Here is a 14,244-nt window from a genome sequence, read left to right on the forward strand (position 1 = left end):
GCGGCCCGGCGCCTCGCGCGCCGGGCCCCTCCCCCCCTTTCTCGACGGAGGTACTCCCGTGTCAACGGTGACAGCAGCACCACCCCGCAAGCAGCGCAAGCAGCCCAGCGCGCCGGTCCAGAAGGCCGCGCGGATCCGCAACTCCCTCTCGGAGCGGATCGCCCCCTACGCGTACGTCGCGCCCTTCTTCATCATCTTCATCGTCTTCGGGCTCTTCCCGCTCCTGTTCACGTTCTACGTCTCGCTCTTCGACTGGAACCCGATCGGCGAGCAGACCTTCGTCGGCATCGCGAACTTCCAGCAGCTCTTCGCCGACTCCCGGTTCTGGAACGCGCTGGTCAACACCTTCGGCATCTTCATCATCTCGACGGTGCCCCAGCTGCTGTTCGCCCTCTTCCTCGCGCACCTGCTGAACCACGCCCGCCTCCGCTGGGCGAACTTCTTCCGCATGGCTCTGCTGGTGCCGTACATCACCTCCGTCGCGGCGACCGCGATCGTGTTCGCGCAGATCTTCGACAAGAACTTCGGCCTGATCAACTGGTTCCTCGGCATCTTCGGACTGCCGTCGATCAACTTCCTCGCCACGAACTACGGCTCCTGGATCGTCATCTCGACGATGGTCTTCTGGCGCTGGTTCGGCTACAACACGCTCCTCTACCTGGCGGGCCTGCAGTCGCTGCCCCGCGAGATGTTCGAGGCGGCCTCCGTCGACGGCGCGTCCAGCTGGCAGCAGTTCCGCCACCTGACGATCCCGGCGCTGCGCCCGATCATCGTCTTCACCGTGATCATGTCGACCATCGGCGGTCTGCAGATCTTCACGGAGGCGCTCCTGGTGGCTCCCGAATCGGGCCTCACCTGCGGCGCCGGCCGGCAGTGCCAGACGCTGGCGCTCTTCCTCTACGAGCAGGGCTTCGGCCAGTTCAAGTTCGGCTACGGATCCGCCATCGGCGTCGTGCTGTTCGTGATCGTGGTCCTCGTCTCCCTCCTCAACTTCTACCTCTCCACCCGCACCCGGAAGGAGGCCGTCTGATGTCGGATGTGATCGACCAGGCCGTCCCGCAGACGCTGGCCCCCACGGTCCAGAAGGCACAGCTGCCGAAGCGGCGCGGGAAGGGCGGCGGAGTCGGCTGGCCGACCTACGTCTTCCTCGTGATCGCGGTGCTCGTCTCGATCTTCCCGCTCTACTACATGTTCGTCGTCGCGTCGGTCGGAGCGACCGCCGTCACGTCGATCCCGCCGCGCCTGTACCCGGGCACGAACTTCATGGCGATCGCCGAGAAGGTGTTCGACACCGTCCCGTTCATCGCCTCGATGCTGAACAGCCTCATCGTGTCGCTGAGCATCGCCGTCATCTCGGCGATCCTCTGCGCGATGGCCGGCTTCGCCTTCGCGAAGCTGCAGTTCCCTGGCCGCAACGTGCTGTTCCTCATCGTGCTGCTGACCATGACGGTGCCGGCGCAGCTGAGCATCATCCCGCAGTACCTGATCGTCTCGGCGCTCGACTGGGTCGACACCCTCCAGGCGATCATCGTGCCGGGCCTGGCCAGCGCCTTCGGCATCTTCTGGATGCGGCAGCACATGTCCACGACGGTCAGCGACGAGCTGATCCAGGCGGCCCGCATCGACGGCGCCAACTCGTGGCAGCTGTTCTGGCGCATCGCCTTCCCGGTGGTCCGCCCCGCGGCGTTCGTCCTCGGACTGATCACCTTCACCGCGGTCTGGAACGACTTCATGTGGCCGTTCATCGTCCTCAAGTCGCCGGAGCTGTTCACGGTGCAGATCGCGCTGAAGCAGCTGCAGGCCAACCGATCGATCGACGTCGCCCTGGCGATGGGCGGATCGTTCATGGCCACCCTCCCGCTGCTGATCGCGTTCTTCTTCGTCGGCCGCCGGATGGTGTCCGGGATCATGGACGGGGCGTTCAAGGGCTGATGCACGACGCTTCCCCAGCACTGCCCGGGACGGACGCCGCGCGTCCTCCCGGGCGGGACTGGCGGGATCGCGCTCTGCCTCCGGCCGAGCGCGCCCGCCTCCTGACCCAGGAACTCACCCTCGAGGAGAAGGCGGCGCAGCTCGGCTCCGTCTGGCTCACCGACTCCGCCGACGACTTCGCTCCGAAGCTCGACGACGGGCCCGCCGCGGGCGACGACCTCTTCACCGGCGGCCTCGGCCAGCTGACCCGCGTGTTCGGCACCGAGCCGGTCACCGTCCCGGAGGGCGTGCGCCGGCTCCGCGAGCTGCAGGAGCGCGTGGTCGCCGGCAGCCGCCTCGGCATCCCGGCCATCGCGCACGAGGAGTGCCTCACCGGCCTGGCCGCGTACGGCGCGACCGCGTTCCCCACTCCGCTCGCCTGGGCGGCCACCTTCCACGAGGAGCTCGTGGGCGAGATGGCGGAGGCGATCGGCTCGGACATGCGCGCCCTCGGCATCCACCAGGGCCTCGCCCCGGTCGTCGACGTCGTGAAGGACTACCGCTGGGGCCGCGTCGAAGAGACCCTCGGCGAGGACCCGTACCTCGTCTCGCAGCTCGGCGCCGCCTACGTGGCGGGGCTGGAGGGGACCGGCGTCGTCGCGACGCTGAAGCACTTCGCCGGGTACGCCGCCTCCCGCGGCGCCCGCAACCACGGACCCGTGAGCATGGGGCCGCGCGAGCTCGCCGACACGGTGCTGCCTCCGTTCGAGGCCGCGCTGCGGCACGGCGGCGCCCGCAGCGTGATGACCTCGTACACCGACATCGACGGCGTGCCCAGCAGCGCCAGCCGGCACCTGCTGACGACGCTGCTCCGCGACCGCTGGGGCTTCGAGGGCACGGTCGTCGCCGACTACTGGGCGGTGCCGTTCCTCCAGGCCATGCACCACGTGGCGGTCGACGCGGCCGACGCGGGGCGCCTGGCGCTGCACGCGGGGGTCGACGTCGAGCTGCCGCAGACGGCGGCGTACGGCGAGCTGCCGCGCCTGATCCGCGAGGGCGTCGTCGACGAGGCCGACCTCGACCGCTCCGTGGCCAGGCACCTGCGCCACAAGTTCGAGGCGGGCCTGCTCGACGGCGGCCCGCTGGTGCCCGAGGGAGCCGAGGACGTCGACCTCGACAGCGCTCGCAACCGCGCGATCTCGTCGCGGATCGCGGAGGAGTCGGTCGTGCTGCTGCGCGACGAGGACGTCGCGGGGCTGCTGTCCTCCGGCTCGCTCGCCGTCGTGGGACCGGCCGCGGACCAGTTCCGCAGCCTGGTCGGCTGCTACGCGTTCCCCAACCATGTGCTCTCCAAGCACCCCGGGCACGACCTCGGCCTGTCGATCCCGACGGTGCTGACGGCGCTGCAGGAGGAGTTCGGAGCGTCGCGCGTGCGCTTCGCAGAGGGCGGCTCGATCACCTCCGCGTCGACCGACGGCGTGCAGGAGGCGGTGGACCTCGTCCGCGGCTCCGACGCGGCGGTCGTCGTGGTCGGCGACATCGCCGGGCTCTTCGGCGACGGCACCTCGGGCGAGGGCTGCGACGCGGCCGACCTCCGCCTCCCCGGAGCGCAGGAGCCGCTGGTGACGGCCGTGTTCGAGACCGGCGTGCCCACCGTGGTGGTCGTCCTCTCGGGCCGGCCCTACGCGCTCGGGGCGCTCGGAGCGGCGCGCGGACTCGTGCAGGCGTTCTTCCCGGGAGCGGACGGGGCGGCCGCGGTCGCCGGCGTGCTCTCAGGCCGCGTGGCTCCGACCGGGCGCCTGCCCGTGCAGATCCCACGGCTCCCGTCCGCCTCGACCACGTACCTGCAGCCGTCGCTCGGGCTCTCGAACCCCGGGATCACGGCGCTGGACGCGACTCCGCTCTACCCGTTCGGCTACGGGCTGACCCGCGGCGCGGTGACGTACACGGAGCTGGCGACGGCGGCGGAGCTGCCGGTCGGCGGATCGCTCGACGTGGCGGTATCGCTCCGGAACGACGGCGCCGACACGGTCGAGGTGGTGCAGCTCTATGCGGGCTACCCGACCTCGGCGGTGGTGCGGCCGGTCGCGCAGCTGATCGGCTTCGCGCGCGTGCCGATCGCGGCGGGCGAGACGCTGACGGTGCACTTCCACGTCGACGCGGCCCGGCTCGCGGTGACGGGGGAGGACGGCCGGCTCGCCGTGGACCCCGGGCCGCTGCGGCTGACGGCCGGCGCCTCGGCGGCGGACGCGGCGGTGACGGCGGAGGTGTCGATCACGGGGGAGCGGCGGTTCCTCGCCGAGCGGGCGCTGCGGACCCCCTGGTCGGTGGCGCGAGGCTGAGCGGTCGGCGCCTCAGGGGGGAGGCGCCGGCCGCTCGCGGGGGCGGGCCGGCGGTGCCGGCTCGCGAGTGCGCAGAAGTGGCGGTACTCGCGCGCGAGTCCTGCGACTTCTGCGGGGTCGGCGGGGAGCGCGACGGCCGCGTAGCACCGGAGGCGCACAGCGCAAGGGGCCCGCGCGAGCCGGGGGCCCGGCCTAGCGTGGAAGGAGCGGCGCCGCCGGTGGCGGCCCGCGGAGAAGACCGATGCAGAGGAGAGTCATGCCCGCCCTGACCGACACGTTCACGCTGTCCAACGGAGTCGCCATCCCGAAGATCGGGTTCGGCACCTGGCAGATCCCCGACGGCCCCGAGGCCTACGACGCGACGACCGCCGCGCTCGAGGCGGGCTACCGCCACATCGACACCGCCCGCGCCTACGGCAACGAGGCGAGCGTCGCCCGGGCCCTGCGCGACAGCGGCGTCCCGCGCGACGAGGTGTTCATCACCACCAAGCTCCCGGCCGAGGTGAAGGACTACGAGGGCGCGAAGGCGAGCTTCGAGACCACCATGGCGGCGCTCGAGCTCGACCACGTCGACCTGTACCTCATCCACGCCCCGTGGCCCTGGCAGGACATGGGCTCGGACCACCGCGAGGGCAACATCGCGGCGTGGAAGGCGATGGAGGAGATCCTCGAGGCCGGTCGCTCGCGCGCCATCGGCGTCTCGAACTTCCAGGTCGCCGATCTGGAGTCGCTGATCGCGGCGACCGACGTGGTGCCGCACGCCAACCAGATCCGCTGGTTCGTCGGCAACACCCAGGACGAGACGACCGCGTACTGCAAGGAGCACGGCATCCTCGTGGAGGGCTACTCGCCGCTCGCGACGGGCGGCCTGCTCGACAACTCCGACATCGGCGAGATCGCCGCGAAGTACGACAAGTCGGTGGCGCAGCTCTGCATCCGCTACCTGCTCGAGAAGGACGTGCTGCCGCTGCCGAAGTCGACGACGCCCTCGCGCATCGTCGAGAACGCCGACGTCGACTTCGAGATCTCGTCCGAGGACCTCGCGCACCTCGACTCGCTCGTCGACACGGAGTCCTGACCCGCGGGCGCCTGCTCCTGACGGGCCGGAGGCCGTCGCACTCGAGCTCGAGCGCGGCGGCCTCCTGCGTCTCTTCGCATCCGCCGCCGCCTCCGCCGCCGACTCCGCTCGCGAGTGCGCAGGAGTTGTCGCACTCGAAGCCGAGTGCGACAAGTCCTGGCTTCTCGCCGGACTCCTCCGATCGCGGTTCCGCGAGTGTGCAGGAGTTGTCGCAGTCGATCTCGAGTGCGACAACTACTGGAGTCTCGGGGTGCTCAGCGCAGGAGCGACGGGCGCCCCGCGTCCCGAGGCCGGTCGCGAGTGTGCAGCAGTTGTCGCAGTGGGCGTCGAGTGCGACAACTAATGGAGTCTCGGGGTGCTCGGCGCAGGAGCGACGAGGGTCCGGCGTCCCGAGGCCGCTCGCGACTCCTGGCTTCTCGTCGGGCTCATCCCGATCGCGGTTCCGCGAGTGCGCAGGAGTTGTCGCAGTCGGTCTCGAGTGCGACGACTCCTGGCTTCTCGCCGGGGCGGGGCGGGGCGGGCGGGCCCGCCCGCCCCGGCCGGCGCCCGCGCGTCAGGCCAGGCGCAGCAGGCGGCAGCCGTGCGGCCCGAGCTCGAGCTCGACGGCGCCGCCGACGATCGGCAGCTCGGCGCTGCTCCACACGTCGACGGCCGAGGTCGCGCCGGAGCAGCCCAGGTCGGCCAGATGCGCCGAGTAGGACCGCGCCGACGAGCCCAGCCAGAACACTCCGCGCCACTGCTCGTCGCCGCGCCACGCCGACCACACCACCAGGTCGCCGTCGCGGACGATCTCGCGGCTGCCGTCGCTGCCGAGAAGCGCGAGGACGTCGCCGTTCGTCAGCAGCGCGAGCGTGTCGGCGGGCGTGTCCGGGAGGTGCCCGCCCATCATCAGCGGCGAACGGAGCAGGCACCACAGCGTCACGAGCGTCCGCTGCTCCGCGGGCGTGAACCGCGAGAGCCGGTCCTCGCCCACGTGCGCGCGCACGCCGATCCGCCCCAGCGGCAGCATGTCGGCGTCGGCCCACGCGCCGGGGCGCTGGTGCGGCGCCCAGCGCGCCGCCCGCTGGAACTGCTCGTGCAGGTGCGCCCAGTCGTCCCAGAAGTCGTCCGAGATCCGCCACATCTGCGCGGTCGACCGCAGCACCTCGAGGTTCTCGAGCGAGAGCTGCCTGCCCGGGGAGAGGCTCAGCACCATCGGACGGCCGGTCGCGTCGATCGCGCGGGAGAGGGCGGCGATCTCCTCCGCCTGGATCGGCGGGTAGAGCACGTCGTCGAGCTTCACGAAGTCGACGCCCCACGAGGCCAGCTGCGCCATCACGGAGTCGTAGTACTGCTGCGCGCCGGGCGCGCTCATGTCGACGCCGTAGTTGTCCGGGTTCCACGGGCAGACGTTCCCGCGGTCGGCGATGCCGGCGCAGGTCGCCTCCGCCCCGAGCACCGGCAGGCCGAGCTCGGCCGCTCGGCGGGGGACGCCGCGCATCAGGTGCACCCCGAAGCGGAGGCCGAGGGCGTGCACGCGCGCGGCCAGCGCCGTGAATCCGCGCGTCGCCGCGGAGGGGAAGCGGCCGACGGCGGGCTGCGGGCGTCCCCAGTCGTCGAGCACCGGCTCCGACACCTCCTGGTAGTCGCTCGTGCCGGGATCGGGCTCGTACCACTGGATGTCGACGACGACCGTGTCCCAGCCGTGCGGCAGGAGGTGCTCGGCGAGGTACTCGGCGTTCGCGAGCACCTCCTCCTCCGTCACCGAGGCGCCGAAGCAGTCCCAGCTGTTCCAGCCCATCGGCGGGCGGCGGGCGGCCTCCGTGCGCGCGGCGATCACGAGAGCTCCAGCGTCACGGTCGCGAAGGAGTGCGGGGGCAGCGTGACGCGCAGGCCTGTCGCCGTGGTCTCGACGCCCTCGAGGGCGACGGGGCTCACCTCGTCGGCGGCGCCGGGCCGGTTGTGCGCGTCGGGGCGGTCGGCCGTCAGGAGGCGGCCGGTCGCGCCGGTCACGGTCCCGCCGCGGAAGTCGAGGGAGACCTCGAGCGTCTCCTCCAGGTCGACGTTGGTCAGCGAGACCAGGACGCGGCCGTCCTTCGTGGAGGCGGAGGCGGAGGCGACGGGGATCTCGCGGCCGTCGACCGTGTGCGTCGGGCCGGCGACCGTGGTCGGCAGCACCGTCGCGTCGTGGTGCCCCTTGTTCATCTCGAACACGTGGTAGGTCGGCGTGCGGACCATCTCGCCGCCGTCCGGGTCGGTCAGCAGCATCGCCTGCAGCACGTTCACCGTCTGCGCGATGTTCGCCATCGTCAGGCGGTCGGCGAAGCCGTGGAAGACGTCGAAGTGCCAGGCCGCGACCATCGCGTCGCGGATCGTGTTCTGCTGGAAGAGGAAGCCCGGATGGGTCTCCGGCTCCACGTCCCACCAGGTGCCCCACTCGTCGAGCACCATCCCGTACTTCTTCTCGGGGTCGTGGACGTCCATCACCGCGGCGTGCGAGCGGAGCAGCTCCTCGATCCCCTGCGCGGCCACGATCGTGCTCCAGTAGGTGTCGGCGTCGAAGTCGGTCGCGCTGCCCTTCGCGTGCCAGCTGCCGCCGATCGTGTAGTAGTGCACCGAGACCGACTCCCACGGCACGGAGGAGAAGGGGTGCCCCTCGATCTCGGGGATCACCTCCATCAGCGTCTGCGTCCAGTGGGTGTCGGCGCCGTCGGCTCCGGCCGCCACGCGGTAGAGCGGAGTGTCGTTGCCGCTCCGCACGAAGGTCCCGAACTGCCGCGCCAGGTCGGCGTAGGCGCCGGCGCGCATGTTGCCGCCGCAGCCCCAGGTCTCGTTGCCGAGCCCCCAGAAGCGGACGGTCCACGGCTCCTCCCGGCCGTGGGAGCGGCGCAGGTCGGCCATCGGCGACTTGCCCGCGCCGGTGAGGTACTCGGCCCAGTCCGCCATCTCCTGCACGGTGCCGGAGCCGATGTTGCCCGAGATGTAGGCGTCGGCGCCGAGCAGTTCGCAGAGCGCCATGAACTCGTGGGTGCCGAAGGAGTTGTCCTCCGCGACTCCGCCCCACTGGGTGTTGACCAGGCCGGGGCGCTCCTCGCGCGGGCCGATGCCGTTGGTCCAGTGGTAGCGGTCGGCGAAGCAGCCGCCGGGCCAGCGGAGGTTGGGGATGTCGAGGGCGCGGAGGGCCTCGACGACGTCCAGGCGGATCCCGCCCTCGTTCGGGACGGGCGAGTCCTCGCCGACCCAGAAGCCGTCGTAGATGCACCGGCCGAGGTGCTCGGCGAAGTGGCCGTAGAGGTGGCGGCTGATGGTGGCGCCGGGGCGGTCGAGGTCGACGGTGACGGTGCTGTTCACGGGGTGCTCCAGGGTGGTGGCGGACGGGTCGGCGGCGGTGCCGGCGGTGTCGAGGACGCCGGGGTCGGCGGCGGTGCTCACGCGGTCTCGCGGACGACCCGCAGGACGATCGCGCGGTCGGCGTGGAAGGTCGGCAGGTCCAGGCCCGCCTCGCCCAGCAGGCTCCCCGAGTAGGCGGGGGCCGGGGCGTCGGAGTCCAGCGGCACCGTCGACTCCAGCCAGTGCGGGCTCTGCCAGGGCGGGCCGAGCGAGCCGGGGCGCGCGGTCTCGATCCGGTAGCGCGCCCGCGGATCCAGGCCCGGGAGGCGGACGCGGCGGCGCGAGTCCGCGGTCAGCGCAGGCGTGACCAGCGTGTACAGCGCCTCCGAGCCGTCCGGCGCGACGACGCCGCGCAGCGACGGCGCGTCGGGGTCGGAGTCGTCGCCCCCGACGACCCGGCCGGTCGCGATCAGGCCGCGGTGCTCGCGGTACGACGCGATCCAGCCCGCCAGCACGGGCTCCTCCTCCGCGTCCAGCTCGCGGAGGTCCCACTCGATCCCGAAGTGGCCGAGGAAGGCGATCGCGCAGCGGGTGTGCAGGTCGCTGGTGCGACCGGTGACGGAGTTGACCGGCGAGGCGACGTGCGATCCGAGCATCTCCGGCGGCACGAGCAGCCCGGTCCAGCGCAGCATCCGCGAGCGGTCCAGCGGGTCCTGGTTGTCGGAGGTGTGCACGCGGTCGGTGCGCTCGAGGATCCCCAGGTCGACCCGGCCGCCGCCGGAGGCGCAGCTCTCGATCTCGAGCTCCGGGTGCCGGGCGCGCAGCTCGTCGATCAGCCGGTACAGCGCGAGCGTCTGCTCGTGCACCGCGGCCGTCCCTGTGGCGGGGTGGCCCGCGTCGATCAGGTCGCGGTTGTGGTCCCACTTGAGGTACGCGACGCCGAGGTCGGCGACCAGGCCGTCGAGCACGCCGAGGATGTGCGCGAACGCGTCGGAATTCGTCAGGTCGAGCACCTGCTGGAAGCGGAACCGCGGCGGCAGCTCCTCGCGGGCCCGCAGGATCCAGTCGGGGTGCGCGCGGGCGAGGTCGGAGTCCTCGTTGATCATCTCGGGCTCGACCCAGAGGCCGAACTCCATGCCCAGGCCGCGGACGTGCTCGGCGAGGGGGAGGAGGCCGTCGGGCCAGGCGACGGGGTCGGGCGTCCAGTCGCCGAGGCCGGCGCGGTCGTCGCTGCGGCCGAGGAACCAGCCGTCGTCGAGCACGTAGCGCTCGACTCCGAGGGCTGCGGCGCGGTCGGCCAGCTCGGCGAGGACGGCGAGGTCCTGGTCGAAGTAGACCGCCTCCCAGACGTTGAGCGTCACCGGGCGCGGCCGGCGCGAGGAGCGGGAGACCCCGCGGAGGTGGGCGTGGAAGCGGGCGGCCGCGGCGTCGAGGCCGTGGCCGAAGCTGCCGGAGATCCAGGGGGAGGAGTAGCTCTCGCCGCTCGCGAGGCGCACCTCGCCGGGCAGGAGCAGCTCGCCGCCGCGGAAGGCGAGCCAGCCGTCGCCGCGCTCCACCGCGTGCTCGTGGTTGCCGCCGATGCCGACGTGGCAGAGCCAGACCCGGCCGTCGGCGGAGTCGAAGCCGGGGGTGCCGACCGCGACGACCGTCGTCGCGTCCAGGCCGGTGCGGCCGCGCCGCGAGGAGCGGGAGTGGGTGCCGGTGACGACGGGGTGGCGCTGGGGGATCTTCTCGGTGCCCCAGCGGCCGGAGAAGTCCAGGATCTCGCGGGCCTCGGTCGGGATCCGGAGGGCGGGGTCGACGCCGATCACCTCGAGGTGCCCGGCGCCGTCGTTGCGGACCGAGACGCGGGTCCTGAGCAGTCCGGCAGGAGAGAGAACGATCTCTAGGACGACCCCGATCCGGGCCTGCGCGTCGTGCGCCTCGACGGTCACGGCGGCGCTGCCGGCCTGCGCGACCGCGCCCTCCGCGAGGGCCTCCCCGTCCACCGAGACGGTGTCCACGGTCAGCCTCGGCGACCAGCCGGCGCCCTCCCGGTGCACCCGGAGACCCGGCAGGCCGGCCCAGCCGAAGGTGTGCTCGGGCAGGATCCCGGGCTCGTAGGGGACGTCGGAGGAGCCCTCGATCCCCGTCCGCGCGGGAGTTCTTGCGAAAGCTGCGAGATCGTCGTCGCTCGCGTCGAGTCGCGGACCCCAGTGCAGCAGCACGGGCAGGTCGCCTCCCGACTGAGTGAGGAGGGCGGACACGTCATCGGCGACGAGATGGATCACTCTCGGGGATTGCATGTCCCCATTCCTATCGTCGATCCTGGTCTGAGTACAGCGAGAGATCGATCTCGACCCTCGGTCGGATGGACCACCGCGCGGATCGACCCGCGCCGATCGACCACCGCTCGCACCGCTCACCCCCACCACCCACCGCCTCGACGAGGAGCACCCATGCCGCTGACCCACCCGGCCCCGCACGAGACCCGCCTGGAGCGCGGGGTGCTCGACGCGCGGCGGCGGCTCAACCGCGACTACCTCCTCTCGCTCACCGATGAGGGGCTGCTGCAGAACTTCCTGATCGAGGCCGGGATCGGCGACCAGGGCTGGCACCTGCACCCCTCGCAGGACTCGCGCGAGGCCCGCGGCCTCGACCGGCACTGGGGCTGGGAGACGCCGGGCTCCCAGCTGCGCGGGCACTTCCTCGGCCACTGGCTCTCCGCCGCGGCCCGCGAGGTCGCGGTCACCGGCGACCCGCTGCTGCGCGTCCGGATCGACTCCGTGCTCGACGGACTCGAGCGCTGCCAGGAGGAGAACGGCGGCGGCTGGATCTGGGCGATCCCGCGCGGCTACCTCGACCGCCTCGCGACCGGCCGCCCCATCTGGGCGCCGCAGTACGCGATGCACAAGCTGCTGATGGGCCTCGTCGACCTGCACCTCGACCTCGGCGACGAGCGGGCGCTGCGGATGGCGCGGGCCGCCACGGTCCCGCTGCTGGAGTGGGTCCGCGGATTCGACGACGCCGCGTTCCAGGAGATCCTCGAGGTCGAGACCGGCGGCATGCTCGAGGTCTGGGCCGACCTCCTCGCGATCACCGGGGACCCCGTCTACACCGAGCTACTCGGCCGCTACGACCGCCGCTCCCTCTTCGAGGGCCTGCTCGAGGGCCGCGACGTGCTGACCAACATGCACGCCAACACCACGATCCCCGAGGTGCTCGGCGCCGCCCGCGCCTACGAGGTCACCGGCGACGAGCGCTGGCGGAGGATCGTCGAGGCCTACTGGGAGCAGGCGGTCACCCTCCGCGGCACCTTCTGCACGGGCGGTCAGACCTCCGGCGAGATCTGGACGCCGCCCTTCGCGTTCGCCGCTCGCCGCGGCGAGAAGACGCAGGAGCACTGCGTCGTCTACAACATGATCCGGCTGGCCGACGTGCTGCTGCGCTGGACCGGCGACCTCGCCTACGCCGACTACATCGAGCGGAACCTCTGGAACGGCCTCCTCGCCCAGCAGAACCCGCGGACCGGGATGGTCGCCTACTTCCTGCCGCTCGAGGGCGGCGCCCGCAAGGACTGGGGCAGCCCGACCGAGGACTTCTGGTGCTGCCACGGCACGCTGGTGCAGGCGCACACGCGCCACTCCGGGCTCGTCTTCTACCGCGGCGGCGACGCCGAGCTGACGATCGCGCAGCACGTCGACGCGAGCCTGCGCCTGCCGACCGCCGCCGGCGACGCGGCGGTGCGGGTCGAGGTGCTCGACACCGCCGGCTACGTCGGCCCGGACGCCAACGCGGGTGCCGCGGGCGACGTGCACCGCCCCACCGCCTCGCGGATCCGGGTCGAGATCGTCTCGGAGGAGGGGGTCGCGCTGCACGTGCGGCTGCGGGTGCCGGAGTGGACCGTCGGCGAGCCGGGGGTCGCGGGCGACGCCGAGCGCGTCCGGGCGGGCGACGGCGCGCTCCTGATCGAGCACCCCGGCGGCCGCACGAGCGTCGACCTCGCCTTCGGCACCGAGATCCGCGCCGTGCCGATCCCGGACGAGCCGGGCACGGTCGCCTTCGTCGAGGGCCCGATCGTGCTGGCCGGCCTCGTCGACCGCGAGATCGCGCTGCGGGGGCGCCTCGAGGACGCCCCCGCCCTGCTCGCCCCCGACAACGAGCGGCAGTGGACCCAGTGGCTGCGCGGATACCGCGCCGTCGGCCAGCCCGCCGCCGTCCGCTTCCGGCCTCTGCACGAGGTCGTCGACGAACCCTTCTCGCTCTACTTCCCGGTCTCGGCCGGGAGCTGATGGACAGGATCCCCTCCGTGACCTGCGCTCCGCGCTCATGACCGCCTCCACCGCCGCCCGGGCGATGCCCCGCGGCCGCCTCCTGCTGCCGATCTTCGCGATGCTCGTCGGCTTCGGGCCGCTCACCATCGACCTGGTGCTGCCGTTCCTGCCGACGCTGCAGGACGATCTCGGCGTCTCGGTGGCGACCGCCCAGCTGGTCGTCACCGGCGCCACCTTCGGCTTCGCGGCCGGCCAGCTCGTCTCAGGACCGCTCAGCGACGCGGTCGGCCGCAAGTGGCCGCTCGGCGTCTCGGCGGCGCTGCACATCGCGGCGAGCCTCGTCGCGGCGATGACCTCCGACACCGCCGTGCTGCTCTCGGCCCGCTTCGTCCAGGGCGCCGCCTGCACCGCCGCGGGCGTCGTCGTCACCGCCATCGTCCGCGACCTCTACAGCGGCAAGCGGCTCGTCACGATGCTCGCGAACCTCGCCGTGATCGTCTCTGTCTTCCCGATCCTGGTGCCCTCCGTCGGCGCGCAGCTGACCAAGGTGATCGACTGGCGCGGCTCCTTCCTCGCGGTCGCCGCCTGGGGAGCGCTCGCGACCGTGATCGCGCTCCTGGTGCTGCCCGAGACGCTGCCCCGCGAGCGGCGGCACCAGGGCGGGCTCGGCCCGTCGCTGCGCAACTCCTTCGGGATGCTCCGGCGGCCGCGCGTGCTGGCGCTCGCCGCCGCCTCGGCCGCGGGCTGGTCGGTCGGCTTCGCGTATCTCGCGACCGCTCCCTTCCTCTACACGAACGTCTACGCGGTCGGTCCCGACCTGTACGGGCTGCTGTTCCTGGTCACCTCGCTCGTGACGATCGCGGTCGGGCAGACGACGGGACGGGTGATCGTGCCGCGGTTCGGACCCCGGTTCGCGATGTTCGCCTCGGCGATCGTCACGGCGCTCGGCGCCGTCGTGGTCGCGGTGCTCGCGCTCACCGGCACGCAGCCGCTGCTCGTCGTCGTCGGCGCGCTGACGTTCGCGCTGGCCGGCCGCTCGCTCGGCTTCGCCCCGGTGCAGTACCTCTCGCTGCAGGGCCCGTCGAGCGAGGCGGGCAGCGTCACGGCGATCCTCGGCACGGTCAGCTTCACGGCGGCCGGACTGGTGATGCCGGTGATGGGCGCGTGGGCCGAGATCTCGCTGATCCCGTTCGCGATCCTGCTGCTGCTCGCGGGGCTGGTCGAGGGCGGCGTCGCGCTGCTGTTCCGGCCGGGCTCGCGGCGCTTCGATCCGGGGGCGCAGCGGCTCGAGGACGAGCCGGCGGGGGCCGCCCGATCGGCCGGCCCCCGCGCGCACGACGAGAAGAGCTGA

9 protein-coding genes are annotated in these 14,244 nt (G+C 72.6%); 6 read left to right on the forward strand and 3 right to left on the reverse strand.

Features of this window, described 5'->3' with window-relative positions; genetic code table 11:
• The first annotated feature begins 67 nt into the window (after nt 1-67).
• From C5C74_RS08490 to C5C74_RS08505, 4 genes are all read left to right on the forward strand, one after another.
• Entirely contained in the window at nt 68-1,030 is a 963-nt protein-coding gene (locus tag C5C74_RS08490) for a carbohydrate ABC transporter permease (RefSeq protein WP_104224677.1), read from the forward strand.
• Nucleotides 1,030-1,932, forward strand: a complete 903-nt coding sequence (locus C5C74_RS08495) for a carbohydrate ABC transporter permease (protein WP_104224678.1) — start codon at nt 1,030-1,032, stop codon at nt 1,930-1,932. Before C5C74_RS08490 ends, C5C74_RS08495 begins: the two co-directional genes overlap by 1 nt.
• Nucleotides 1,932-4,253, forward strand: coding sequence for a glycoside hydrolase family 3 N-terminal domain-containing protein (locus tag C5C74_RS08500; RefSeq protein WP_104351330.1), 2,322 nt, complete (start codon nt 1,932-1,934; stop codon nt 4,251-4,253). Before C5C74_RS08495 ends, C5C74_RS08500 begins: the two co-directional genes overlap by 1 nt.
• A gap of 256 nt (nt 4,254-4,509) precedes the next feature.
• On the forward strand, nt 4,510-5,331 hold the full coding sequence (locus tag C5C74_RS08505) for an aldo/keto reductase (RefSeq protein ID WP_104226493.1): 822 nt from the start codon (nt 4,510-4,512) through the stop codon (nt 5,329-5,331).
• A 553-nt stretch (nt 5,332-5,884) separates the two neighbouring features.
• On the opposite strand, the gene C5C74_RS08510 is transcribed toward C5C74_RS08505, so the two are convergent.
• From C5C74_RS08510 to C5C74_RS08520, 3 genes are all read right to left on the reverse strand, one after another.
• Nucleotides 5,885-7,150: a glycoside hydrolase family 27 protein gene (locus tag C5C74_RS08510; RefSeq protein ID WP_258064126.1), complete on the reverse strand. Its 1,266-nt coding sequence runs from the start codon at nt 7,148-7,150 to the stop codon at nt 5,885-5,887.
• Entirely contained in the window at nt 7,147-8,661 is a 1,515-nt protein-coding gene (locus tag C5C74_RS08515) for an alpha-N-arabinofuranosidase (protein WP_104351342.1), read from the reverse strand. The genes C5C74_RS08510 and C5C74_RS08515 overlap by 4 nt, the downstream gene beginning before the upstream one ends.
• Before the next feature lie 77 nt (nt 8,662-8,738).
• Complete coding sequence (locus C5C74_RS08520) at nt 8,739-10,925, reverse strand: alpha-galactosidase (RefSeq protein ID WP_104351331.1); 2,187 nt, start codon at nt 10,923-10,925, stop codon at nt 8,739-8,741.
• A gap of 153 nt (nt 10,926-11,078) precedes the next feature.
• Here C5C74_RS08520 and C5C74_RS08525 point away from each other — a divergent pair, with 153 nt between their 5' ends.
• Nucleotides 11,079-12,911 carry a beta-L-arabinofuranosidase domain-containing protein gene (locus C5C74_RS08525; protein WP_159939850.1) on the forward strand — a complete coding sequence of 611 codons (1,833 nt, stop codon included), beginning with the start codon at nt 11,079-11,081 and terminating at the stop codon, nt 12,909-12,911.
• A gap of 37 nt (nt 12,912-12,948) precedes the next feature.
• Nucleotides 12,949-14,244 carry a multidrug effflux MFS transporter gene (locus C5C74_RS08530; RefSeq protein ID WP_104351333.1) on the forward strand — a complete coding sequence of 432 codons (1,296 nt, stop codon included), beginning with the start codon at nt 12,949-12,951 and terminating at the stop codon, nt 14,242-14,244.

Source organism: Rathayibacter sp. AY1E8, from assembly GCF_002931415.1.
In the GTDB taxonomy this organism is placed as follows: Bacteria; Actinomycetota; Actinomycetes; order Actinomycetales; family Microbacteriaceae; genus Rathayibacter.